This is a genomic window from Hymenobacter aerilatus, assembly GCF_022921095.1.
Classification (GTDB): Bacteria; Bacteroidota; Bacteroidia; order Cytophagales; family Hymenobacteraceae; genus Hymenobacter; species Hymenobacter aerilatus.
Window position 1 is genome coordinate 2014977 of the sequence record NZ_CP095053.1, and the last position, 24226, is coordinate 2039202.

Sequence of the window (24226 nt, forward strand, 5' to 3'; positions counted from 1 at the left end):
TAGAAGTAGCGATGCGCTACAAACGAACTTCAATCACCTACTTAATTCCTAATTCCAACTCTGCATGAAGAAAACACTACTTCTCAGCTTTGTTTTGATGCTGGCGCTGCTAACGCAGGCGTGGGCACAGAACAGAACTGTAACAGGACGAGTGACGGACGTTACCACTGGCGAAGCGTTGCCGGGCGTAACCGTTCGCCTCAAAGGCACAGCCACAGCGGCCCCTACGGATGCAACTGGCAGCTACAGCATTGATGTTCCAGCCGGCGAAGCAACGCTGGTATTCACCTTCATTGGCTATATCAATAAAGAAGTTTCGGTTGGCAACCAATCTGCGCTGAATGTAGCGCTGACTGGCGACACCCAGAACCTGGATGAAGTAGTAGTGGTAGCATACGGTACGGCCGACCCTGCTACGTATACCGGTTCCGTGGCTAAAATCGGAGCCGAGAAACTGTCGCAGCGTCCCGTAACGAACGTTACGAACGCCATTGCCGGCCAAGCTGCAGGTGTACAGGTTGCTGGTGGCTCCGGTCAGCCAGGAGATGGTCCCGATATCCGTATTCGAGGCTTTAGCTCTGTGAACTACTCAAATTCTCCGCTATATGTAGTAGATGGGGTGCCCTACACGGCAGGACTGTCTAATTTAAATACGGAAGACATTGCGAGCATCTCTATTTTGAAAGATGCCGCCTCCACTGCTCTTTATGGCTCGCGCGCTACGAACGGGGTAGTAATGATTACCACCAAGCGCGGCAAGAAAGACCGAGTACAGGTGAACGTGCGGGCATTGCAAGGCGTTTCTTCTCGGGCAATTCCGGAGTACAGCCGCGTGAATGCGCAGCAGTATTACCCCATGATGTGGGAAGCTTACCGCAACAGCCTTGTTAGTGGAACTGTTACCCGCGAGCAGGCCAATCAGCGCGCTACCAACACGATCAAAAGCCTGCTGGGCTACAACCCCTTCAATGTGCCCGACAACCAGATTGTAGGCACAGATGGCACTCTGAACCCCAACGCACAGCTGCTGTGGGGTGATGATCTGAACTGGGAAAAAGCGCTGAGCCGGACCGGCTCCCGCTCTGACTACACGGCCAGCTTCAACGGCGGCTCGGAGAAAAGCGACTACTACGTTTCGCTGGGCTACCTGAACGAGAAAGGCTACGTGATCAAGTCGGACTTCGAGCGTTTTTCCGGCCGTCTGAACGTGAATACCAACCTAACCAAATGGTTCAAGGCTGGCGCAAACATAAATTACACGCTCACCAACTCCAACCAGGCTAACACCGGCAGTGCTACGGGCTTTGTAAATCCGTTCTTCTTCAGCCGCGGCATTGGTCCCATCTACCCTGTGCACCAGCACGACCCCACAACGGGAGCGTATGTATTGGATGCCAATGGCCAAAAAATATATGACATCGGCGGCTCCTCTCCTACCATGACCCGTCCGGTGTATCCTGGCCGTCATATCGTAGCTGAAACCGAGTGGAACAACTACCTCTACCGTCGCAATGTACTGGGTGGTAGAACCTACGGGGAAATCACCTTCCTGAAAGACTTCAAATTCACGGGCAACTTTGCGATAGATATTACCAACTACGAGGAGCAGACCTACGAAAATACGGTAGTAGGCGACGGTGCCCCCGCTGGCCGCGCTGGTCGGACGATCTACAACCTGACGAGCTACACTGCCAACCAGCTGCTGAACTATAACAAGACGTTTGGCGGAGTACACACCGTGGAAGCACTGGTGGGCCACGAGAACTACAGCCGAAACTATGACTATCTAACTGGTTCTAAATCGGGTGAGGTAGTGCCGAATAACACGGAGCTGCAGAACTTCAACACCATCAACAACTTCAATACCTACCTGCAGGAGCACCGGATTGAGTCCTTCTTTGGTCGGGCAAACTATACATTTGATGACCGCTATACAGTATCTGGTTCGTACCGGCGGGACGGTTCCTCACGTTTTTATAAGGATGTACGTTGGGGTAGCTTCTGGTCTGTAGGCGGCTCCTGGCGTCTAGACAAGGAGAAGTTTTTCACGATGCCTACTTGGGCTGACATGGTGAAGCTACGCGCTTCTTATGGACAGGTAGGAAACGAAAACCTGAATAATTCAGACGGGAATAACTTCTACGCTTGGCAGGCGCTCTATACTCTGGGTCAGAACAACGCCGCAGAACCAGGCTTCTCGCAAGCAACTCTAGGCAACAGAAACCTAGTGTGGGAAAAGAACAACAGCTTCGATGCCGGGCTTGAGTTTGCTTTGTTCCAGAACCGCTTGAATGGCTCGATTGAGTATTTCAACCGGACATCGAAAGACCTGTTGTTTGAAGTGCAGTTGCCACTTTCCAGTGGGGTAGCCAACCGCATCGAGAACGTAGGAGCAATGTATAACCGAGGTATTGAGCTTCGCCTAGCCGGAGACATCATTAAAACCAGTACCTTCAACTGGAATCTGGATGTAAACTGGACCACCTATAAAAACGAGATTACGCGCCTACCCTATGAAGAGCTGGTATCGGGTACCAAGAAGCTGAAAAAAGGCCGGAGCCTGCAGGAATTCTGGCTGCGTGAATACTACGGTGTTGACCCGGATAATGGCGACGCGCTGTACCGCGCTATCTCGTATAACGAGAGCAACAGCAAAATCATTGGTGGCGATACTGTGACCTCAAGCGCCAACAATGCCCGCTACCACTACGCTGGCACGGCCATTCCAAAGTTCTCGGGTGGTATCACCAATACGTTCACATACAAAGGCTTCACTCTGTCGGCCCTGCTGACCTACTCCGTAGGTGGCAAGTTCTACGATAGCCAGTACGCCAGTTTGATGAACCATGGCAGCTACGGTGATGCCATGCACACAGACATGCTGAACCGCTGGCAGAACCCTGGTGACATCACTAATGTGCCTCGCATGCAAGTGGGCAACACCGTGAACTTAGCTGCGGCTTCAGATCGTTGGCTAACCGATGCCTCCTACCTCAATTTCCGGTCAGTGTCGTTGGGCTACAACCTGCCTGCCCCCCTTATGACCCGCCTCAAGCTGCGTAACGTGAACATTTTCGCTACCGGCGAGAACTTGGCGCTGATTACCAAGCGCAAAGGCATGAACGTGGCGCAGGCTTTCTCCGGTACTACGTCGGCCGTGTACCTGCCCGCCCGTGTACTTTCGCTGGGGATGAACCTCTCTTTGTAGTAACTACTTAGTAATGAAAAAGACGATATATAGCGCTTTCTTAGCTAGCGCCTTAGTGTTTTCCTCCTGCGATAAGGATTATCTAGATACGGCACCTACTAGTGCCGTAACCGAGGAAGACGTTCTTACCAATACGAAGAACGCTATGGCGGCCTTGAACGGTATCCACCGGATACTGTATTTGCAGCATAACAGCAGCCAAAACCAGGGCGGAGAAGGGTCGATGAAAATTATGATGGATGCCCTAGGAGAAGACTGGGTGCAGACATTGGGTACCAGCTGGTGGGCTTCTGAGCACAACTGGATTTCGCACCGCAATGCGGCCTCGACATCTTCTTACAACCATGCCTGGTACTATTTCTATTACCGCATCATCTCCAATGCTAACATGCTCATCAACGGGCTGGAGAATGCAACCGGACCCGAAGCGGACAAGAAAATGGTGATTGGTGAGGCCTTGGTATACCGTGCCTGGGCGCACTTCCAACTGGTGCAAGTGTTTGGGGAACGGTACGATGCCAGCAAGGACAATACCCAGCTAGGCGTGCCGCTAATGACTACGAACACCACAGAGGGCCAGCCCCGAGCCACTGTGAAAGATGTGTACGCCCAGGTGAACAAGGATCTGGACGATGCTATCACGACGCTGACCGGCCTGGGTGCTCGCCCTGCCAAATCCCACTTCAATGCAGCCGTAGCCAAAGGCATCAAAGCCCGGGTAGCCCTGGCGCAGCAAAACTGGGCGGATGCCGCGAAGTTTGCGCAGGAAGCCATTCAGCAGAGCGGCGCCACCCTGATGAGCCGGACGCAGTACACGAGCGGCTTCAACAATGTGGATAACCCGGAGTGGATATGGGGTAGCAAGATGCAGGCCGACCAGACCAACTACTTCTACTCGTTCTTCGCCTACATGTCGGCCAACTTTAACTCGACCGCTATCCGGCAGAATCCAAAGAAAATCAACTCGGTTCTCTACGACCAGCTGCCCACTACCGACGTTCGCCGGCAGTTGTGGGACCCAGCGGGTACCAGTATTCCGGCTCCTGCCAACGGTGTGAAAGCAAAGTATGGCCAGAAGAAGTTTCTGGTAGCTGATCCCAGCCTGAGCATCGGCGACGTACCACACATGCGTTTGGCTGAGTTGTACCTGATCTTGGCAGAGGCGCAAGCCCGGCAGAACAATGCCGCTGCTGCCGCTACCCTGTTCACGCTTGTGAGTGCCCGCGACCCACAATACGTGCGCTCTACCAAGACGGGCCAGGCGCTGGTAGACGAAATTCTTACCCAACGCCGGGTAGAGCTGTGGGGCGAAGGTTTCCGCTTCCTGGACCTCAAGCGCACCAACAGCCCACTAAACCGGACAGGCGCAAACCACCTCGAGCAGTTTGCCTGGGCAATTCGCGTAGGCAACCTCAGAGTGGAGCCCGGCGCGAAGGAATGGCAGTTCCTGTTCCCGCAGTCTGAAATCAACGTAAACAAAGCCATTGTGCAGAACCCACTGTAGAGGTTCTACCTTTCTGCTGACAAAGAAATTCACACAATATGGTTAGCCGTTTGGCTTGAAAAGGCGAAGGCCGTTGCACGAATCGTGCAACGGCCTTTTTCGTTGTGTGGCTTACTTAGCTCCTACCTTATCGTTCAGTGCGGCCCGGTATAGCTGCGGATTGTTCTCCGCGTATCCCACAAATCTTCGTATCTCTTTACCCCTACTGTCAGCTAGAATAACTAGAGGAATAGCGCTGAAATTGAATTTTTGCTGCACCGATTCGATCTGCTCTTTGTCGACGATGAGTTGCTGCCATCCCATCTGCTCCTGGCCCAACGCCTTCTGCCAGCTTTCTGGTTGCTCATCGATGGAAACACTAACCAAGTTCACACCTCGGTCTTTATACTCGGTGTAGAGTTCTTTCAACTGGGGTATCTCTTGGCGGCACGGGCCGCACCAGCTGGCCCAAAACACGAGCATGTTTACCTTGGCACCGTTGTCCATCATCCATCCTTGCTGCTTGTCAGGTTTCGCAAAGGACATATTGGGGTAGGGCTGATCCGGATCTACCCTATTTGCTAGATATTGTTTGACTTTCGCACCAAAAGCGGATGCCTGCACGTCTGGGGTGAACAGCGCTAGAATCTCGCGTAGCTCCTGCTCGGAATATTGTTCTTTCGCGTTATATATCTCCTTTATAAGGTAGTAAGAGTAAGGGTTCGCTCTGATTTTATTTGTAAAAAACTTGATTCTAGCTGCCCGTTTTTCTCCTTCACTGTTACCTAACCAACCAAAATCTGCCCTATTCAGACTGTACATAAGGCTGGTTTCTTTACTACCATATACCCTTATTTTATCACCTTGCAGATCACCTCCTAATTTTGTACGCCCTTTTTCTAAGAAAAAGGCTGTGTGGTAGTATTTTAAGCTATCCGCGCCTTTTGTGTAGTTATAAAACGCTAGCATCCGATACCCTAGCCTTTTGTAATACTGCTCCCTATCTGTGGAGTCATATGGTATATCGTTGGTGTAATGAATAGATACCATACTAGGCGTGAATGCAGAATCCGGTTTCAACTTAAAAATAAAGTGCCCATCCTTGCACTCCGTCGAATCAAGCAAAATGTCGTATTGGTAGGCGTCGGCTAAGTATACTTTACCATCCGGCATGTTCTTGATATTGCCTTCGACGATAATTTCGTTAGCAGGTTTTTCTTTGGCGCAAGCACACAAGCAAGCGAGCAGGCTAATTTTCATAAACGAATTTCTCATGAGCTAATAGGGTAGTTGGTTGATTTATAGAATACTAAACGGTAATAACTGAATATACAATATACTATTTCTCATATAATGAAAAGCGCCGCGTCAGCACCAACAGAATCTTACTGTCGGTGCTGACGCGGCGCTACGCATTGCTGCTACTCTTCCCTACCCTTTCGCTGTGAGGGTGATGTAGGGGATGATACACTCCTCCAGCGAGATGCCCCCGTGCTGGAATGTGTCCTTGTAGTAATTCACGTAGTAGTTGTAGTTGTTGGGGTAGGCGAAGAAGTAGTCGCCCACAGTGAAGACGTAGGCAGTGCTCACGTTTTCGCGGGGTAGGAAAATGCGCTCGGGCTTGCGCACCACGTATACGTCGCGGGAATCGTCGAAGCCCAGGTTTTTGCCGTGCTTATAGCGCAGGTTGGTGTTCGTATTCCGGTCGCCCACAATCTTGTAGGGGCGCTTCACGCGGATGGTGCCATGGTCGGTGGTGATGATGAGCTTGCCCTTTTTCTCGGCAATGGTTTGCAGCATCTCATACAGCGGCGAGTGCAGAAACCACGAGCGGGTAATGCTCCGGTACGCCGACTCGTCGGCGGCCAGCTCCCGAATCATGGCCATGTCGGTGCGGGCGTGGGAGAGCATGTCCACGAAGTTGTAGACGATGACGTTGAGCTTGTAGTTGTTGTGCAGGTTAGCCATTTTGCCCAACAAGTCCTTGCCGGCCTGCAAGTTGGTTACCTTGTTGTAGCTGTGCTTGTGCTTCTGGTTGGCGCGCTGGAAGTTGATTTCCATGAACTCCGCCTCGTGCAGGTTTTTGCCCTCGTCGTCGTCGTCGTTCACCCACAGGTTGGGGTATTTCTTCTGAATCTCACCCGGCATCATGCCCGAGAAGATGGCGTTGCGTGCGTAGGCCGTGGTGGTGGGGAGGATGGAATAGTACATCTCCTCCGAATCCACGGTGAACAAATCGGCTATGATGGGCTCCAGAATCTTCCACTGGTCGTAGCGCAGGTTGTCGATGAGCACAAAGTATACGGGCGTATCGCCGGTTTCCTTTAGCAGCGGAAACACGCGCTCCTTGAAGAGCTGGTGCGACATGAGCGGGGCGTCCTCATCGTCGCCGTTCACCCAATCCTCGTAGTTCTCGGTGATGAAGCGGCCGAAGTACGTGTTAGCCTCGTCCTTCTGCATGTTGAACACATCGGCCATGCTCTTGCCTTCCGTCTCGTCAATCTCCAACTCCCAATATGCCAATTTCTTATATACATCGGCCCATTCCGAGGGCGAGAGCCGGTCGCCAAGCTGCATGCCCAGCTGGCGGAAATCACGCTGGTAGCTGCTGTTCGTTTTCTCCGACACTAGGCGCTTATTATCCAGCACCTTCTTCACCGACAGCAAAATCTGGTTGGGGTTCACGGGCTTGATAAGGTAATCGGCAATCTTGCTGCCGATGGCCTCTTCCATAATATGCTCCTCCTCGCTCTTGGTAATCATCACTACCGGCACGGTCGGCTTTATCGCCTTGATTTCGGTGAGGGTTTCGAGGCCGGTGAGGCCGGGCATATTCTCATCCAAAAATACTAGATCGTAGGTTTTCTCCTGGATTTCCTCAATGGCATCCGCACCGGAATTCACGCCGGTCACGTCGTAGCCTTTTTCCTTAAGAAAGAGAATGTGGGGTTTGAGCAAGTCGATTTCGTCGTCGGCCCAGAGAATAGAGTATTGCATAGGGGTCTTAGAATGGCAGCGCAAACTATTGCTTTGCGCCTTGTTGAACGAACTGGTGCAGCCTTGCATTGTCGCGCAGTCGCGAGAAATGCCTTCTGGCAAGCCAGCAGCTACCGTTTCGTGAGTAGCTTTACCGTTAATTCGGCAGTTTGGGTTGTAAGAAAATTAAGGCAAGCCTATATTCTTCTACCCTATTATCAACCCGGGAAAACCGAAAATAGTTAGCAACCAGTGCAAAGTAGTAGCGTTGAGCTTTTACAAATGCCCCGCACCGCCAACACCAATAGTAGCTATACAGCACGAACTTGAAGCTTGGCGCTACGCCCTACTATGAATAAGAAAAAAATTTTCAACGACCCTGTATATGGCTTTGTGACCATTCCTACGGAGCTGCTGTTTGACCTGATTGAGCATCCGTACTTCCAGCGGTTGCGGCGGATTCAGCAGTTAGGTCTCACCAGCTTCGTGTATCCGGGGGCGCTACATACGCGCTTTCACCACGCGCTGGGTGCCATGCACCTCATGTCGTTGGCGTTGCGCTCGTTGAAGGACAAGGGTGTAAAGATTTCGGCCAAGGAAGGAGAGGCGGCCATGATTGCCATCCTGCTGCACGACATCGGCCACGGCCCGCTCTCACACGCGCTGGAACACAGTATTTTTGATGGAGTGCCGCACGAGCAGCTTTCGTTGTACTTGATGCAACGGCTGAATACGGAGTTTGACGGGCGGCTCGACCTTGCCATTCAGATTTTTCAGGGTTCTTACCCCCGCCCGTTCTTTCACCAACTGGTAAGCAGCCAGCTGGATATGGACCGCCTCGACTACCTCAACCGCGACTCCTTCTACACGGGCGTACAGGAGGGTAGGCCCGGCGCCGACCGCCTCATCAAAATGCTGACGGTAGTGGACGAAAAGCTGGTGCTGGAAGAGAAAGCCGTGTATAGCATCGAGAACTTTCTGGTGAGCCGCCGCCTGATGTATTGGCAAGTGTATCTGCACAAAACCGTCACGTCGGCTGAGCAGATGGTGATTCGGATTGTGCAGCGTGCCCGCGACCTGGCCCGCTCCGGGCAGGAGGTAGGCGCGTCGTCGTGCCTGCAGTATTTCCTGAGTCGGCCGGTGAGCATCCGCGAGTTCGAGGCCGACGACAGCATCTTGCAGCGCTTCGTGCAGCTCGACGACTACGACATCTGGGGCGCGGTGAAGCAGTGGGCTACTCATCCCGATAAAGTGCTCAGCTACATGGCCAGCAGCATTCTGAACCGTCACCTATTTAAAATAAGTTTGCAAGCTGAACCGTTTGATGAAGACTTCAAGCTGGGGGTGACGGAGTTGATTGCCGAGCATTTCCAGTTACCCACCAACGAGGCTGCGCTACTCATGCTGCACGGCCGCATCAGCAACAACGCCTACGACGCTGTGGGCGAAACCATTGACGTGCTTACCAAGCGCGGCCGTGTGGTAAATGTGGCTGAAGCGTCGGACCTGCCCAATATACGTGCCCTCAGCCAGCGGGTAGAAAAGCACTACCTCTGCTACCCCAAGGAGATTATGTAGTGACTAACAGCTAGTTGCTGAGCTTGCGGTTAACTAGGCCACACTCACAGTAGAAAAAGGGATATTTCTCTAATTTTGTCCGCTATGTTATTTTCCCAGTAGCGCTTGCAGAAGACCCACCCCTAAAATGCGGTGGGTTTGGTTTTTTAAGCCCTTTTCTGTTTTTGCCATGCTTCGCGTTACCCTGGCGATACCCCCTTCCACACCCCCTAAACCGTTACCCGGCCCTAAGAATCATCGCATTTGTAGGATGTGGGGGAATCTCTGTACTTTCTTATCAATATTCAGTTTACCATATACTATATATGATACTATTTACATTATTAGTAGAACTATCCCAAGCCTTGGGTATAGGTCTGCTTCCTCGCTCTGTCCGCTCTTATTCTATACACAACCGTCCCCGCCGCCCTATTCCTGCGGCTTGGGACTATGCGAACTACGCATCTTATGAAGCTGAAGCTGTGGCTGAAGCTCCACAAAATTAACAAGGCTGGGAAAGCCCCAGTCAGCTTACGGATCACTTTATATGGCAAACGTGCAGAGTACAGTAGCGAAATCCGGCTCTTCCCCGACGAATGGGACCAAGCCACTGAAACCATTCTTCCTACTCGGCGCAAGCAAGCGACGGTAGACAAGGACAACGATCTACTCGAAGAACTGAAAGCCGATGCTCGGCAAGCCAAAAACAGTCTACCTAAATCCCAACGAACTGCCCTAAACGTTGCCAAGGAAATGCGGGGCATTATGCCCGATGAAGACGCCACTACGTGTCTACTCGCTGCCTTGGACCGCATCCTAGCGACGCACTATCAACACGCCAATCAAAGTACACTTCAACCGTTTACCCGTGCTGCTGCCTTGCTAAGGAAGTGGCACGGGCCTGGCCACCTGCCCGCGGCTTCTTTTACGGAAGATCGCCGGGACGCCTTTGGCCTGTGGTTAGCGGGGCAAATGGCTTCGTCTTCTGCCAGAACCTACCTCTCGGCGCTTACTGCTATGTGGAACCGTGTCAAAGCTTGGCCGCACACTCGGCGGTCTTTCCGCCCCTTCTTCGGATTGCGCCTCCCGCGCCACAGTGGGCGGAAGCGTACCGTGCTCACGAAAGAACAATTACTGGTGATGCAGGAAGCGGCGTTGCCGCCAAAACAAGCGTTGGCGCGGGATATTTACATGGCGTGTTTTTACCTGCATGGTTCGCGGGTTTCAGCCGTGATGCAGCTCCGCTGGCAGAATGTAGATTTCACGAAAGGCGAAGTCAAGTACAAAGCCATGAAAAGCGGCCCCGAAAAGACCATCGCGCTCAAAGGTCCATTGTTACCCCTTCTACTGCGCTATCATCATTCAAGCGCGGCAGGCAATGACTTGATCTTCCCGATTCTGCCACCTGATTTTTTCTCTTTGACGCTGAACCAGCGCCACGTCCAAAACCGGGCTGCGAACGTGCGGATTCTACGGAGGCTGTACACGCTTTGCAAAAATTTGGGGTTGCCTGAACATGTCCACCCGCACACAGCCCGGCACACAATGGCCGTGTTAACAGTAGAGGCCAACAACGGAGATATACGGGCAGCGCAGCATGTGTTGGGACATTCCACCTATCGCCAAACCGAAACCTACTTGCGCAAGATGCTGCCAGAGCAGATAAACGACGCAGCCGCAAACGTCTACGATAGCTTTTAAACTATGATATATGCACTACTATCTACACCACTATACCCGCGGCCTCCACCTCCCTCACTCTTGGTATGAACCACCCGACCGACCACCGACGGAACAAGAACTACGCTGGCGTCTACGTCCTCCCTTTGATGGCTATGCCGTAGACTGTTGGAACCGCCTTGTACGACTTGATTACACCGACGGAAGAGGGCGTAAACGCCGAATCCACCACATCAGAAAGCAGCGCAAGAACGGCTCAATAGGGTTCCTGTTATTCAAAGACGGACGCCGGTACTGGATGCCAGCTAGGGCCTTGCGTCGGCATCTAGTGAAGGTGCAGGTGGTGCAGGAGTAATACAAAAGCCCCTATCGTATGACAGGGGCTTTCTTGTGCGCTAGGAGGGACTCGAACCCCCACCCGTAAAGACCGGTTTCTAAGACCGGCGCGGCTACCATTACGCCACTAGCGCAAAAGGGTGCTAGACGGGAACCGAACCCGTAACTCCCGCTGCACAGGCGGGCGCTCTTCCAGTTGAGCTACTAGCACAGTTGCCGGACGTGGGGTCGAACCACGATAAACACCTTCAAAGGGTGTCGTCCTGCCATTAGACGATCCGGCAATGTATGGGTCTTTCCCCATCTGTCAGCAGTAGCTTTTATTTCTCGGAAAGCCCACTGTAAGAAAACCACGTCGGGTAGGCAAGATTCGAACTTGCGTGCCTCCGCTTCCAAGGCGGATGAGATAAACCTGACTCCTCTACTACCCGATGAAAAACAAAAAACCCGACCTTGTTGGGCCGGGTGCGTCGCGATGAAGTACTTCTACTTATTAGGCAACAGGCATCCGGCCCAGGCTAGTGGGGAGTTGATGCTGCGGCTGTAGAGCGAAGAATTTCATAACGCACAAATATACGCATCCTATTATATAAGTTGCATGCGTTGGCAACTTTATTTTACAAAGCAAAACACCCCGGCCGGTTGGGTCGGGGTGTCTGTGATAAAAGGGTGAGGCTTGCGCACAACACCCGGAGGACTACTACCCCGGCTATGGTGCCGGCTCGCAACCCCAACCCACAGCCCCTACTAACCTCCCATGTTGCAACATAGGGCTTCGGTAGGCTATAGATTGTTAAAAGTAGAGAGGCTGGTAGGCACGCTTTTGCGGAGTAGCCCTACTTATTCGCGCCACTGTTTGACATTCATGGCAACCTCTCTATACCTGTATAGAACACTACCGTCTGTAGTGTCTTGATGATGGTATAGGGCAAGTCCAAACCCCTACATGGCGGATAACGACCTGTCCGAAAACGAAGCCCCGCGTTTGCCGTTGATCAGGCGGCCTGTGCATTTAATGAGTAAACGGCTCGATGCCGACCTTACCCAAATATACGAAGAAAACCATCTATCAGCCTGGTAGATAGCCTACTATTTACGGCACCAATACACAAAGCCGAAACGTTGATGCCTCCTCATAGGGCTTCCATTTCTACTGTGATGTCGTGTGGACTAACCAACGCACCACCGAAATACAGTCCATGCGTTAAGCCGTAGCTCGGTAGCTTGCCCGGCGCATCTTCAAACTTCGCGGCTATTACCTTATTCGTCTCATGCTCGCGCACCGTAAAGGAGAAGCACGGCGCGGCAAACTCGGTGTGGTAGTTAATCCGGCAGTCTACCCGCTGGCCTATCTTCACCTGTGCCACCACTGGGAAGCGCATCTGTTTATCCCAATTCCGTTGGCCGTTCACGTAGACGTAGGCGAGTAGCTCAATACACTGTGCAGACTTGGACCAACGCCACCCGAACCGAGCGGAGTTCTTATGCGGGCCTGAAAAGCCAAAGGAGATGCCGAACAGCTTGTTTACGTCGTCGGCATTATAGGCTTGGCTTTCGTACTCGCAGCTTGGGGTAAAGATGACGCTTCTACCTATAGAAGCCTTACCGCACCAGGGCCAATTGAAAGAGCCGTCGTCGTGCTTGCCTTTCTTTACGGTGTAGCTTCTCATACCCGCTTCTTATACTTTACATACGTAATCACATACCCCAGCCCTGCCAATCCAAAGCAGATAGCCGGGAAGATGGCACTCCCTAGTTCTTTGTATTTAATATAGTCGTTGGCGGCTATCACACCGGTTACTACACCCATTAAAGAGAGTAGGCAGATAGCCCATTTAGCCTCAGAAGGAAAGTGTTTCATACAACAGAAGGGTTTAGAATGCCAGTAGAAGAGAGGTGAATCTTGCGCACGTTGGCCGGCTGCCCAATGCGCCACGGCGAACGACGGTAGCCTACAGCGGCGGACTTGGGGAAGCGGGCTATACTCACGCTGTTGTTCTGATTACCCCCTAAAATGTGCAGATGCGTAGCGTCCTCGCCGACGTAGAACCCAACGTGCCCGCCCCCTACTCGGGTGAAGACTACTACGTCTCCCAGCATGGGTTCCGGAACCGGGTTGCCCCACTTGAGCCATTGCTTAGCCCGTAGCAGAATGGGCACTAGGTTGTAGTCCGCCCGCTCGACTACCACGCCCACGAATAGCCCGCACCAAGGGATTTCGTCGGCTGTGTATTCGCGCTGCATCCCCAACTCTTTCGCCCACTTTAGGATTTCCAGGCTGTGCAGCGGGCCTACTATTTCGCGGGTGCCGAATAGCTTTAAAGCCTCAACCAGCACCTTCGGGGCGTTTTCACGCAGCAAGTAGCTGTAGCGGTTCGGTAGTGTAATCATGCTGTTGTATCGTTTTTCTTCTTGCCATACCCAGCCCAGCCTAGTAGTCTTTCCCGACTCGGTAGCCAAGCGATAACCGGCGCTAAGAAGTACCAGCCAACCAGAGCACCCCCTACGACTAGTGCCCAAAAGGCATACACCTTCCAGCCCGCAGCCTCTTTAGTGGTGACCGTATTTCCGTCTCCTACAATGCCATTCTTACCGGCCGTACTGAGTTGGTTGCTATCCCCTACTGCTGTAGGAGCCTTGACCTTTCCTATGCTAGTCGTCGTGGCCCCCTCTCCTACGGCGGCGGCGGCTTTCTTACCGGCTACACTGGCAGAGGACGAACCAGAACCCGTACTAATGCTGATGCTGCCGTAGTTCTTTTTCGGCAGGATGATGTTGCCCGCTGGCGTAACGGTGGGCTTGTCGCGCCCGGTTACGGCACTAATAATACCTCCTACTGCCGTGCGCGGCGGTGGGGTAACGGTTATGCGGGCGGTGTCTCCTTTGGCGGGTCGTGGCAGGTCATAGGTCGTAGATACCGGGGCTTTCTTTGCCTTTTGTAGTGCACGTTTTTCTGCACTACAACTACTAAGGAGTAAGCAGAAAGAGAGTAGGTAGGCTAGGTATTTCATATGGTTAAGCCTTTGCGGCGGCTTCGATAAATAGTGTAGGCAAGTAGGTTTCGCTTCCAGGTTGGCAGGCGCTTAGCTCTGTGTATGATGTAGAGCATTCGCTCAATGTGGTCCAAATCTTTAAAGAGGCGCGGGCGGCGGAAAATGTAGGTCTGTATCCATAGCCACCAATCGTAAGATTGAATCTTCGGGATAGCCCACAGCCAAAACACTGTAAGCGCCACAGTCACAGCAAGCCAAAACAACCCGAATCCTAGCCATTTATAGAGCGTTTCCATACTCAAAAGATACGAAAACTCAACCACTAAAACAAGTTTAATCCGTTGATTATCAAATATTTATCTCATATTTTCTTCGCCGCCAACCGATACATTATTCGGCCCGTTCAGCGTAGTATTTTCCGTGTTAATTTGCGTTTCGGGCGGGCTGTTAGCCTTTACGGCTCTATAGGTACCCAGCCCGACCAGAGCAACCAGCAAGGCGGCTATGGCATCAATTACCCGTATCTGGTCTTCACTAAATTTAACCGGCCCCGAAGTGAAGAAGAACCCCTGTATCAGAATGCCTATAAAGAGAGGAATCAACAGATAGGTAAGCGTCCGGCGGCTGTTTAACTCCCGTGGGGTGCGCGGGTCGCCTAACGGAGCCACTGTATTGAGTAGTAGTCGAGTAAGCGAGTTCGGCGGGCGGGTCATGCCCCACACCACCGTAAAGCCTAACCACACAGCTATAAACCCCGCCCCTAACAGGATAGCATACACCGTCCCATGCGGGCCAAATAAGACAGAAGGCAAATGGTCTTGCAGGTTCATTCGATAGCGTCCGACAGAGCCGGGGTGAAAATGGAGTAGAGTTGACAGTCCGCCACGACATGGTAGGAATGTTCTTCGTGCGGGGCTAAATCTGCCCTGTCGCCTGGCTTCATCAGCCGGTAGGCTTCCCCCTGGGTTTGCTGCCACCACAAGAGTTCACCAATCTGCAACTCGACCTGCACGGCTTGCGGTACACTAAACCGGGGAGAGTGCGCCCCGCACATACCCCGAAGTGAAGTGCAGCTATGCCCGGCTGGGGCCAGAAGCCTTGCCAACATAAAGCCCACCGACCCCGCCAAGGGTTGGTATTGAAACCCGCCCGGCAACACCAATGGGCGGTCCTCTCCATCTACTGTGAGTGGGAGGACCGCCCCAACGGCGGCGGCGACACGCAAGGCTTCTAACTTGGTATTGCTGAATGCCTCATAGGCTTCTAGCTGCTGTGCCATCATGGAGATTTGGTCGCAAAGGCCCGTACTTGTGTGCCAAATTCTAACAGTGCTTTTTCCACGTCGTGCATTCGCCCGGCCAATGCGTGATTGGAATGGGTGAAGGGTGCCACGATTTCGTTCATCTCCCGGTAGGCATTGTTGGCCGTTTCGGTTAGCTTTCGCCGGTCTTCCCGTTCGGCTTCTAACTGCTTGGACAGGCTTTCTAAGTTGAGCTGATTGGTAATGGCCTGCGCAGACATTTGCGCCTGTGCGTGGGTTTCGTTGGCGCGTATTTCTTGCGCGTGCTTTTCGCTGGCTTCCGCCAGGGCCTTTTCGTAGGCTTCTTTGGCGGGAGCGGCTGCGGCTTTCACGGCGGTTTCGACGGCGGAAGCCACGTTGGCTACTTTGGTATAGGAGTAGTAGACAACGGCTACCAGCATGACCCCTAGCACGATTACAATAGTGTAGAGTAAGTTGACCAGCGCCCCGTAGTCGCGTAGCAGGTCGGTGGTTTGCCCGCTCTGCTTCTGCATGGCCTGGGCAACCGCCGCTACAGTAGCGGGGTCTGGGGTAGCTTGTAGGAGTAGAGTTAGCAGCACAGGATAGGTGGGGTGCGTAAGAGAGGTAAGAGATTAGCGGTTGGTCAGTGGTCCGAGCTTAATGCCTTGTTGTGCCCACCGCTGTAGGTGAATGTTCTTCCACAGGGTTTCCATTGCCCGGCTGGCGGTTCCATTGGGCAGGTCGCCTACGAGGTAGGTATTATCATCAATCGGAATGATGTTGGTGCGCCACGGCTGGTTTTGGGTGCCGTAGTCGAATCCTGCCAGATCATGCCGGCCGTTGATGGCAAAGTGGTAGTAAGAGTGGTTCACGCACAGCAGATTGTTGCGGGTGCGGTTGTTGTAGAAAGCACTGGCCGGGGCGTTGGTGGAGTTGGAAATACTTGCCCCTGCGTTGTAGTCGTAGGTAGAAGCTGGCCGGGGTGAACCGTCAGGCAGCAGATTGGCGCACACCACAACGTTATCGTGGTAGTCGTTGTCATGCCCGCCGCTGTTGTTCAGACTGCCGTTGCGAATACCTAAAAATGTATTGCCGTATGCCTCTGTGAAAGCGGCTGCCGTAGCAGCGTTGGCCTGCTTGTCCTTGTCTCCGTCTGTCGTAATGCCAGAACCAGAGGCCCCGTAGCTTTGATCAACTATATTATTGCGAACAATAGCGGGGCTAGCCGCCGTGCCGGAGCTGTTGTGGATATTGAAGTTATCCTCGGCGGTGGTGTCGGGCAGGTGATTCTGAATGAAATTATCTTCAATCAACATGCCCGGCCGGCTCACCTGCCCATCGAACTGCACCCCGTTGGATTTCTCACTGGGCTTGGTGCCGTTCTTGAAGCGACCGTCTATATCGTAGAGGATGGTTTTGCTGACCGTGAGGGTACTAGCCCGTGCGGTATCATCGGGCTGTTGGGCCAAAATCATGGTCCCAAATGATTGAAACTGACAGTTCTCTACTGTCAATAGGCGGGGGCGGAAGGCGTTTACTGCTTTGCCATGCGTCACACCATCAACCGTGGGCGGCAACCCCCACCCAAACACATTGCGAATACGCACCTCGCAATACCCTCTGTTTAAGAATGCATCGGAGGCAGACACTACATGCCCCCCAATAATATCTACCAATCCATTCTGAGCCGTGATTTCAACCGCTGGCTTGTTCGATACACCCGACCCTGCGCTAATCGTGTAGGTGCCTGGCTGACTGATGACGATAGGCGGGCCTAGCTCATTCAATGCCGGCCGCGGCTGCCGAGGGAGTAGAATACCCGACGTATCCAGCGTTACGTAGTAAGGGTTTGGAATAAAGACCGCGTACCCTTGGAATTTCTTATTGGCGTAGATACCCGCATCTGAACGAGCGGTATTCACTAGCCCTTTTAGGCGGCGAACAATGCCTTGGCAGTTTGGCCCCAGCGCCCGCCAATCGGCTTCGCTCATGCCGATTCCTTTGCCAGCGTCGGCTATAGCATTCGGGAACCGTGATTTTAGATTGCTATAGACCATGTTAGATGAGAATGATTTCGTAGTTGTCTAGGTTCTGCTCACTTCCATCAAAAGCGGTATAGGTGACACCACCCGGTGTTACCGGAGGTTGCCCTCCTCCTTTCACCAGTACATCCAATAGCCCGATAATCCGGTCCCGTACCTGGCCTTTCTCCCAACTTGTGATTCTGAGCGTAGCGGGTTGATTGACCAAGGCACCCGATTCCAACGGGCTCACGTTGGCCGAATACCCGGCGTAGGAGACCGATAGTTGGCCGTCTACTGCCTTGATGATGAGCCGTTGGTTGCGGTCGGTAATGCGGGGGACGGGGTTGTCGTAGCTCTGCTGTAGTAAGAGGGTATTGTTGGCCCAAATCTCACTTTTGGCAGGCGGTGGGGAGAAGTTGCTTTTGGTGTAGAATCTTGCCAACACCTTGCCGTTCACGTCGCACACTTGGTAGTACTGCCCACCAGAATTGCTGTCCTGAATATTGCCGTCGTTGCCGCTGTTGCGGTCGAAGGTGACAATAGCTTCTACACTCCAAGTAGATGAGTTGATAGGCCCAATGTCGCCAATGTGTTCCGCGTTGGTGCGCGAGAAGATGAGGCGTGATTTACCAGCGAACTTATCTGGGTTGAGGGTCCCTAATTCAACATAGAAGTTGCTGGACTCCGGTATGCTGCTAGTCCACCGGCTGGGCTCTGCTAGCATATCCACACCCTCTCGTTTGGGCTTGTTGAACCCAAGCCCATTCTGAATGCTGAACGTCCGAGCCTTCCGAGGATAGATAGAAAGTAAGCCGGTAATCTTCCACCGCATCGTGCCGGACGGCCCCCCTTCGGACGAATGGTAGATATATCCTACATCTGGGTTGGTGGGGTCAATAGCCACGCCAAACATTAAGACGTTCCCGGCCATGCCAGGGTAGCCGATTCGCTGGCCCGCCTCGTTGGCTTCGCGCTGGCTGACGCCGAATGTGAATAGGAATTGCCCGCGCTGATAGTGCACGTTAAAGAAGTTGTATTGCGCGTCGTCGGCCCCTTCGCCTGGATTATTGTAGATAATGAGTGGTCCCAGCGTCCGAACAACGCCGTTGTTGTGGCCGTTCTGGTTGCCGTTTTGGTCAATGGCTCTATTCCCATTGGGATAGGCGCCATTTCGAGGATAGGGGCCTTTGTAGAACTTCCCCGTTCCGTAAGCAGCTTTCCACGCGGCGGTTGTCTGCCCGGCTGGGACACCTACAAGACGAGGGCCGGTGGTGCCGTATTCCTGCCCGTCTTGGGAGCGTTGCACAAGCCCCGATTGAAAGACCGGGCGCGTGCCGTCCTCTGTTTTGATGTAGGTATCCGTCGGCGGGAACCCTGAAAAGTCGGCGGGGTCGTTGGCGGTAATCCCGGTGTAGGAGTCAATCTGCGTGGAGAAGCCCCACGTTGGGTTCCCCGTTAGCGGGTCGGACGTAAGCGACTCTTTAAAGTACCGAATAGTACCTGGCAGTGGGCTTAGTGCGCTCTGAGCAAAATAAAGGCTGCCATCAGCGCCTAGTGTTTTACGTTCGGAGATGGTTTTAACCAGCACTAGACCAGCATCCGTCAACTCATACAGTCCTTTCGTGCTGGCATCAGCATAGTAGCGCGCCGTACCGTAGGTTCTACCTGACGGGAAGGTTACGACGTTCGCGAGGATAGTCCCCAGTTCAATATTTTGGCGGCGGTTGTGCAGCCCGAACAGTAAAGCAGGAGCCTTAGCCCCCCAATTGCGGTGCAGCTTGGCCGGCGCGCCCGGTTTAGTATAGTCTGGCTTAAACTCTTTCCAGGTGTTGAACACCCTAGTTGGGTCGTTCAAGTCTACGCCACCACTATAGCTGTTCCCTTGGTAGGCTATTTCATCAAGTTTAGTTCGGGTAGCTGACAGATACTCTATCCGGTTGTTGCCACAGTCTCCAACCCACAGTGTACCATCCGATCTGCCGAGCAGAAACCCTTCGTGTACGCTGCCCGATACATCAGAAAAGTAGTACCGCCCATCTATTACGAGCGAAAAAGCCTGTTGCCCGCCGACCGTGCCGTGTACCCATTGGGTAGTACCGTTGCTGTCCACTGCCCGAACTTGTTGCTTGCTGCCGGCTTCTTCAAACACCAACAAGCCTAGTAGCATCGTTAGAGCTACCACGTCTGTTACCGATACCGTGGCCAGCGCGCCCGACGGGGTTCCATCGGCGGCTAGGCTTACTCTGGTTAGAACATCTCCTTGGTTAATCCACAGGTGGTCGTTTTGATCAAACAGGAGTTCTTTGGGAGAGGTAAACGAGACTGTCTTGAGCACAACCCCGGTTAACTTATTCGCTACCACATATTGGTTTTTAGCCGCGTACGAGGCTACTTGAAAATTGCCGGTCCTCTGTACTGCTAGACCGGTAATGAAGTTAGTAGGGTCGTCGGTCGTCAGCAGAAAGGCTGCGCTTTCGTCCGTATTGGAGTGGTTCGGGCGGTACGTGCTACCAGAAGTAAACGAGTATGATTGGTTGGTCGTCGTATCGTAAGCTGCTACCCAGGTTCTATTAGGATGTTGGTCGCCTAATCTATCCCAGCGGGTATAGTATACCCTCGTGCCATCCGTGCAGATGTAATCAGAACCAGTACCCGACCCATAGTAAAACGGGAACACATCATAGGCGGCCTGTACATTGTTTATTGGAACCTTCACCAACGGCGAAGGGCCTTCCACGTACTCTTTAACCAACCAGTAGTACCCGTTGGCTTCTACCATGCCCCGGTAAAACCGGTAGCCTCTATGGTGTAATTCGGGGGCTACCTTACCGTAGGAAGAATTGCCGAGTATACCATCATACTCTGCTTTCAGGCTGTGTGTGATGCCTTCTTGCGTGTACTGTGCGTCGGCTGCTAGGGCAACATCATTCGTTAGTCCATCCCACAAGGCAGCGGCATTCAGCCCTTTCACGGCGGCGGCGGGGCCAATATCGCGCACCATCTTGCCGTTCAGGCTGATGCTTTCGGCTACAGCCCCGGCTTTTGGGAGTGGATACGTTCCTACCGGTCGTTGAGGAATGGCAATCGTTTTTACTTCGTCACTACCTGCTACTTTGTAGGACATGGTGGTGGCGTCGTCGGGGAAGGGCCACGACTGCACGAGGTTGCCGTTCTCGTCAACTGATTCTGTTACGTTGGCCGGAGGCGCGAAAGGAGTTGCCATAGCTTACTTGTAAGAGACGAGGATAGTGCCGGTGGTCGGGTCAACCGTGGCAACTGGTTTGGCTATTGGAGCGGAAAGCGTAGGCGCAGGTGCAGCTACTTGCGAGAAGGTGTAGGTCAGTACTCCACTGTTGCCGTTGGCCGCGTCGTAGAACTTGTCAGCATCCGGCGTAAACACTTGCTCGTAGGTGGCGTTCTTGTTGCCATTGTAGGAGCCAGCGGGGCCGGATGGCGTACCGGGGAGCACTTGCCCGTTGGCATCCAGAAAACGAAGTTTCATATTGCCGTAGGAGTCTTTCGGATAGGTAGCCTTCACCTCCTTAAAAACTCCCGGCTTCACGGCTAGCTTTGTTTTTTCGCGGCTCTTGACCTTCTGCGAAGTAGCCAGTAACGTTGTCTTTCCGTCGTAGCCAATGCCTTCAAACTTCCACCCGGCGCTACGGTCTTCGAGACCAGGACGGGCTTCTAGCTCAATCGCAGCCAACGTTGCACTAGTAGGTGCTGCCGTCGGCGCGTCCACTGACAAGGCCAGTTCTAGAATGGCATTGATATGCTGCGCTATTTTAGGCGCTATTTCTTCTCTGGTTGCCATCGTTCTTAAGAATAAGAGACTGTGTAAGAAATTCCGCTCGGGGCGGTAAACTGGCCCGTGCTGGCATCGACGGTGGGGGCCTGTGTGGTCGGTGGGTCAACCGGTGGCTCTACTACCCCATACCGACGCTCGTACTCTGCCAGTAGAAAAGACAGGTTCCCAGCCTCTTGCACTGGGCTAAGAGACTGGTAGTCGTTGTCGGCGAGGGTGGTGAGTAGGGCCATCTGGGTGTTGTGGTGTTAGGGGTAGCCGCCTGCGGGTGGCAGGCGGCTTGGGGGTGTATGGCAGCTGTAGCAGTACTATTATATTTGCCCTATTTCATCATTTTTATTCGTGTAATGTCTCATTCTGTTCTGCCTATCGAGCACGCGACTCCTATAGGTGCACCATTAACAGGCAAGCTAGACTACATAAATGCCTTGCGGGGCTGGGCTATTTTAGCTGTCATGTTCATTCACAACGGACTGTACGGAGGTGATTTGAACTACTACAGTGGGTCGATGACCAACAGAACGTTATCCTGCGCGCCAAAACGATAGGCGGCGCTTGTGCGCAGCTTCAGCACGAAATTGTAAGGCGTAGCAAGCTGCGGGTACGTACCTGTGTTGCTAAACGTAGTAACGCCAGCGGGAAAAACAAGTAGATCTGCATCCGGCTCTGCCTGCTCTGGGTACTGGTTGGTGTTCTGCGAATCGGTGACCTGTATATAGATCGTCGTGTCCTGCGCGAAAGGCTTGTCGACTGTGTAGGTCAGGTGCACGACCTGCTTGCCATTCGCAGGCGCGTCTTTGTAGCCGGTCACATTCACGACTGGCAGATTTGCTGAACTACCACCGCTCGGGCCAACCGTGAACGCGCCTTGGCCTGTTACCGCGTCAACTTTCACCGCCGAGTCGCTGACGCTTATAATTTTCCAACCCGCCTCGTACGAGACTGCGCGCTTGTTTTTCACAACGTTGGCATATAGTACGAAGCTGGATGTGTTTGCGGGCACGGAAACCGTCACCACACCACCGTCCTTGTTGGCATCTTGGAAGGTGCTGCCACCAGCGATTCCACTGTCGTAGAATTGCACCTGGAGCGAGTAGGCTTGTGCGTAGGCCGGTGTTGTCAGAACCGATACATCGACCAGCGTTTTTGTGTCGTCTTCGTCGTGTCCAGACCAGCGCATACCTGTTGTAGCGCCCGTTGTGCCGGGCGGTTGGCTCGTTACTGGGCCACTGCCCATCGCGCCATTCTGCGAAACTAAGTACTCTCCTTGCACGTCTGCCAGTGTGGTGCTGAGTGTTACGGATGCGTTGCTTACGCTCACGAGCCTCCAACCAACCGTGAACGCAGCACCGCGTTTGCGCTTGAGCGAGTTGGCGAATCCTGTTGCGCTAGTGGCGCCAGCTGGCACGACGAATGTGTATACGCCACCGTCCTTGTTGGCATCTTGGAAGGTGCTGCCACCAGCGATTCCACTGTCGTAGAATTGCATGGAATAGGTCGTGCTTTCCGCCACAGCGGCTGACAGCAGGCCGCGCAGGGTGAGCTGCACATTTTCTGTGGTTTCGTTGGCACCAACGAACGTAGCACGCGCCACAGCGGTACTGTTGGCCGGTGGCAGATACGGCACCTCGATCAGTTCCGGCCGCCCCGCAGCCACCAAACTACCGTGGCGCGGTAATACGCCATTGGTGCCAACAGATAGCAGAAACTCCTGCGTATAGCCGCCGAACGCGCTAACACTGCTATCTACGCCGCGATATGCCACTCCTTCGTTCGTTTGGTACTTATCGTAGATTAGTAGATCGCGACCGTTGAACTGGTAGATGGAATTGCCTTCCAATCCTTGCCCTAACGCAGTCAAGTTTCCGGTTCCGGTGTTGTAGCCAGAGAAAGGCGACGACGATGTAACACGCACGAGATACTTCGTAATTTCGTCCTTGAAAAACAGGTGGTATACCCCATTGCGTAGCACAATATGCGGGTCGATAATATTTTCTGGGATGGCCGAACCAGTAATCTCGATTGGCGTTCCAGTGGTTGGATTATCCGAAAACAGGCCACTTACCGGAATCACAACCGGCTTAAACAACATATTTACATTGTTGTCCTGGTTCGGATTATCCACCGTCGAAATAGCGCAGATAATATAATCCTGGCCGCTTATGGTAATAATCTTAGGACTCCACGTAGTCGCTTTCGGATTGTCGCTTACCGTCAGCAGCTTGAGAAAGGTGAAGTCCTTGCCATTGGTAGCAGTGGCAAGGGCAACGGTTGGCGAGTTATTGTAATATTCATGGTAGGTGCTGTTCGGGTCGCGGATCAGGCGTGTGTGTACCATGCGCTGCACTCCATTCCTTTCCACGACGTAAGGGTCGCGCAGACTTCTTCCGTCCATTTCTGCGCCAGCGGTGTACGTTGCCTCTGGTATGTGGCGCATACTGCCCAGGTTGCCGGCGAACATGCGGAATTTTTCAGGTACTGGGTCGAACGAATAGTAGACTAGCGCGTCGGTCGGAAAATTAGCGGCGATGCCTTGTGGCCCAGTAACTACTGCCTGCACCGTGACATTCCGCACTGGCGAAATCTTCTGCGTACCGGCTGCGTCCGTAACCGTGCTGCGCAATTCATAACCACCTGCGGCAAGCGCCGTGGTAAATCCAGTATACGTAGCGCCTTGCGTTGGCCCGCCAATTGTCTGTACGACTTGTGTGTTCGTGTTTTTCGCGGTTATGATATGCGTGTAGGGGGCCGTACCACCACTGGCAGTGCTAGTCCAAGCTACTTGCTGTCCTTCTGAGGCAATGGCAGGTGAGGTGCGCTGGAAAGCAACCGTAAGGCCACCACCACCTCCCCACGGCTCTAGCACCAGATTCGTATTAATAACAGGAGTTCTAGTAGCCATA

At 53.2% G+C, this 24226-nt stretch carries 19 protein-coding genes and 4 tRNA genes; 5 read left to right on the top strand and 18 right to left on the bottom strand.

The genetic code is table 11. The features are described from left to right. Window positions 1–64: 64 nt before the first annotated feature. Both MUN82_RS08550 and MUN82_RS08555 read left to right on the top strand, forming a co-directional pair. Entirely contained in the window at window positions 65–3208 is a 3144-nt protein-coding gene (locus tag MUN82_RS08550; RefSeq protein ID WP_245096659.1) for a SusC/RagA family TonB-linked outer membrane protein, read from the top strand. 13 nt (window positions 3209–3221) lie between these two features. Continuing rightward, on the top strand, window positions 3222–4712 hold the full coding sequence (locus tag MUN82_RS08555) for a RagB/SusD family nutrient uptake outer membrane protein (RefSeq protein ID WP_245096661.1): 1491 nt from the start codon (window positions 3222–3224) through the stop codon (window positions 4710–4712). 111 nt (window positions 4713–4823) lie between these two features. Here MUN82_RS08555 and MUN82_RS08560 read toward each other — a convergent pair whose 3' ends face one another. Further along, window positions 4824–5966, bottom strand: coding sequence for a TlpA disulfide reductase family protein (locus MUN82_RS08560; protein ID WP_245096663.1), 1143 nt, complete (start codon window positions 5964–5966; stop codon window positions 4824–4826). 156 nt (window positions 5967–6122) lie between these two features. Beyond that, a complete protein-coding gene (gene porX / locus MUN82_RS08565) occupies window positions 6123–7688 on the bottom strand; it encodes a T9SS response regulator signal transducer PorX (protein WP_245096665.1) in 1566 nt (521 codons plus the stop codon). 330 nt (window positions 7689–8018) lie between these two features. On the opposite strand from porX, the gene MUN82_RS08570 reads away from it, so the two are divergent. Together MUN82_RS08570 and MUN82_RS08575 are read left to right on the top strand one after the other, a co-directional pair. Beyond that, window positions 8019–9245, top strand: coding sequence for an HD domain-containing protein (locus tag MUN82_RS08570; protein ID WP_245096666.1), 1227 nt, complete (start codon window positions 8019–8021; stop codon window positions 9243–9245). Window positions 9246–9692: 447 nt separating this feature from the next. Then, complete coding sequence (locus tag MUN82_RS08575) at window positions 9693–10925, top strand: tyrosine-type recombinase/integrase (protein WP_245096668.1); 1233 nt, start codon at window positions 9693–9695, stop codon at window positions 10923–10925. 370 nt (window positions 10926–11295) lie between these two features. Here the strand turns inward: MUN82_RS08575 and MUN82_RS08580 are convergent. The 10 genes from MUN82_RS08580 to MUN82_RS08625 form a co-directional block, all read right to left on the bottom strand. After that, window positions 11296–11374: transfer RNA gene (locus MUN82_RS08580), tRNA-Leu, on the bottom strand. Window positions 11375–11379: 5 nt separating this feature from the next. Next, window positions 11380–11451, bottom strand: a tRNA-His gene (locus MUN82_RS08585). Window positions 11452–11453: 2 nt separating this feature from the next. After that, window positions 11454–11524: transfer RNA gene (locus tag MUN82_RS08590), tRNA-Gln, on the bottom strand. Window positions 11525–11595: 71 nt separating this feature from the next. Further along, window positions 11596–11671, bottom strand: a tRNA-Pro gene (locus MUN82_RS08595). Window positions 11672–12373: 702 nt separating this feature from the next. Further along, window positions 12374–12910, bottom strand: a complete 537-nt coding sequence (locus MUN82_RS08600) for a hypothetical protein (protein ID WP_245096670.1) — start codon at window positions 12908–12910, stop codon at window positions 12374–12376. Then, complete coding sequence (locus MUN82_RS08605; RefSeq protein ID WP_245096672.1) at window positions 12907–13101, bottom strand: hypothetical protein; 195 nt, start codon at window positions 13099–13101, stop codon at window positions 12907–12909. Before MUN82_RS08605 ends, MUN82_RS08600 begins: the two co-directional genes overlap by 4 nt. Beyond that, the gene (locus MUN82_RS08610) at window positions 13098–13631 is read right to left on the bottom strand and encodes a TIGR02594 family protein (protein WP_245096673.1); all 534 of its coding nucleotides are present in this window, start codon (window positions 13629–13631) and stop codon (window positions 13098–13100) included. Before MUN82_RS08610 ends, MUN82_RS08605 begins: the two co-directional genes overlap by 4 nt. Then, window positions 13628–14251: a hypothetical protein gene (locus MUN82_RS08615; protein ID WP_245096675.1), complete on the bottom strand. Its 624-nt coding sequence runs from the start codon at window positions 14249–14251 to the stop codon at window positions 13628–13630. Before MUN82_RS08615 ends, MUN82_RS08610 begins: the two co-directional genes overlap by 4 nt. Then, window positions 14248–14529, bottom strand: a complete 282-nt coding sequence (locus MUN82_RS08620; protein ID WP_245096677.1) for a hypothetical protein — start codon at window positions 14527–14529, stop codon at window positions 14248–14250. The genes MUN82_RS08615 and MUN82_RS08620 overlap by 4 nt, the downstream gene beginning before the upstream one ends. 60 nt (window positions 14530–14589) lie before the next feature. After that, window positions 14590–15063 carry a hypothetical protein gene (locus tag MUN82_RS08625; protein ID WP_245096679.1) on the bottom strand — a complete coding sequence of 158 codons (474 nt, stop codon included), beginning with the start codon at window positions 15061–15063 and terminating at the stop codon, window positions 14590–14592. Between the two features lie 245 nt (window positions 15064–15308). Between MUN82_RS08625 and MUN82_RS08630 the strand changes: the two genes are divergently transcribed. Continuing rightward, on the top strand, window positions 15309–15467 hold the full coding sequence (locus tag MUN82_RS08630) for a hypothetical protein (protein ID WP_245096680.1): 159 nt from the start codon (window positions 15309–15311) through the stop codon (window positions 15465–15467). Window positions 15468–15511: 44 nt separating this feature from the next. Here the strand turns inward: MUN82_RS08630 and MUN82_RS08635 are convergent, their stop codons facing one another. The 6 genes from MUN82_RS08635 to MUN82_RS08660 form a co-directional block, all read right to left on the bottom strand. Continuing rightward, entirely contained in the window at window positions 15512–16093 is a 582-nt protein-coding gene (locus tag MUN82_RS08635; protein WP_245096681.1) for a hypothetical protein, read from the bottom strand. A 33-nt stretch (window positions 16094–16126) separates the two neighbouring features. Further along, window positions 16127–17485 (bottom strand): hypothetical protein, encoded by a 1359-nt coding sequence (locus MUN82_RS08640; RefSeq protein ID WP_245096682.1) that lies wholly within the window; start codon window positions 17483–17485, stop codon window positions 16127–16129. 67 nt (window positions 17486–17552) lie between these two features. Then, entirely contained in the window at window positions 17553–20741 is a 3189-nt protein-coding gene (locus MUN82_RS08645) for a hypothetical protein (protein WP_245096684.1), read from the bottom strand. A gap of 3 nt (window positions 20742–20744) precedes the next feature. Next, window positions 20745–21332 carry a hypothetical protein gene (locus tag MUN82_RS08650; RefSeq protein WP_245096686.1) on the bottom strand — a complete coding sequence of 196 codons (588 nt, stop codon included), beginning with the start codon at window positions 21330–21332 and terminating at the stop codon, window positions 20745–20747. A gap of 5 nt (window positions 21333–21337) precedes the next feature. Then, window positions 21338–21556 (bottom strand): hypothetical protein, encoded by a 219-nt coding sequence (locus MUN82_RS08655; protein WP_245096688.1) that lies wholly within the window; start codon window positions 21554–21556, stop codon window positions 21338–21340. Window positions 21557–21819: 263 nt separating this feature from the next. Continuing rightward, a complete protein-coding gene (locus MUN82_RS08660) occupies window positions 21820–24225 on the bottom strand; it encodes a glycoside hydrolase family protein (protein WP_245096689.1) in 2406 nt (801 codons plus the stop codon). Window position 24226 lies beyond the last annotated feature (1 nt).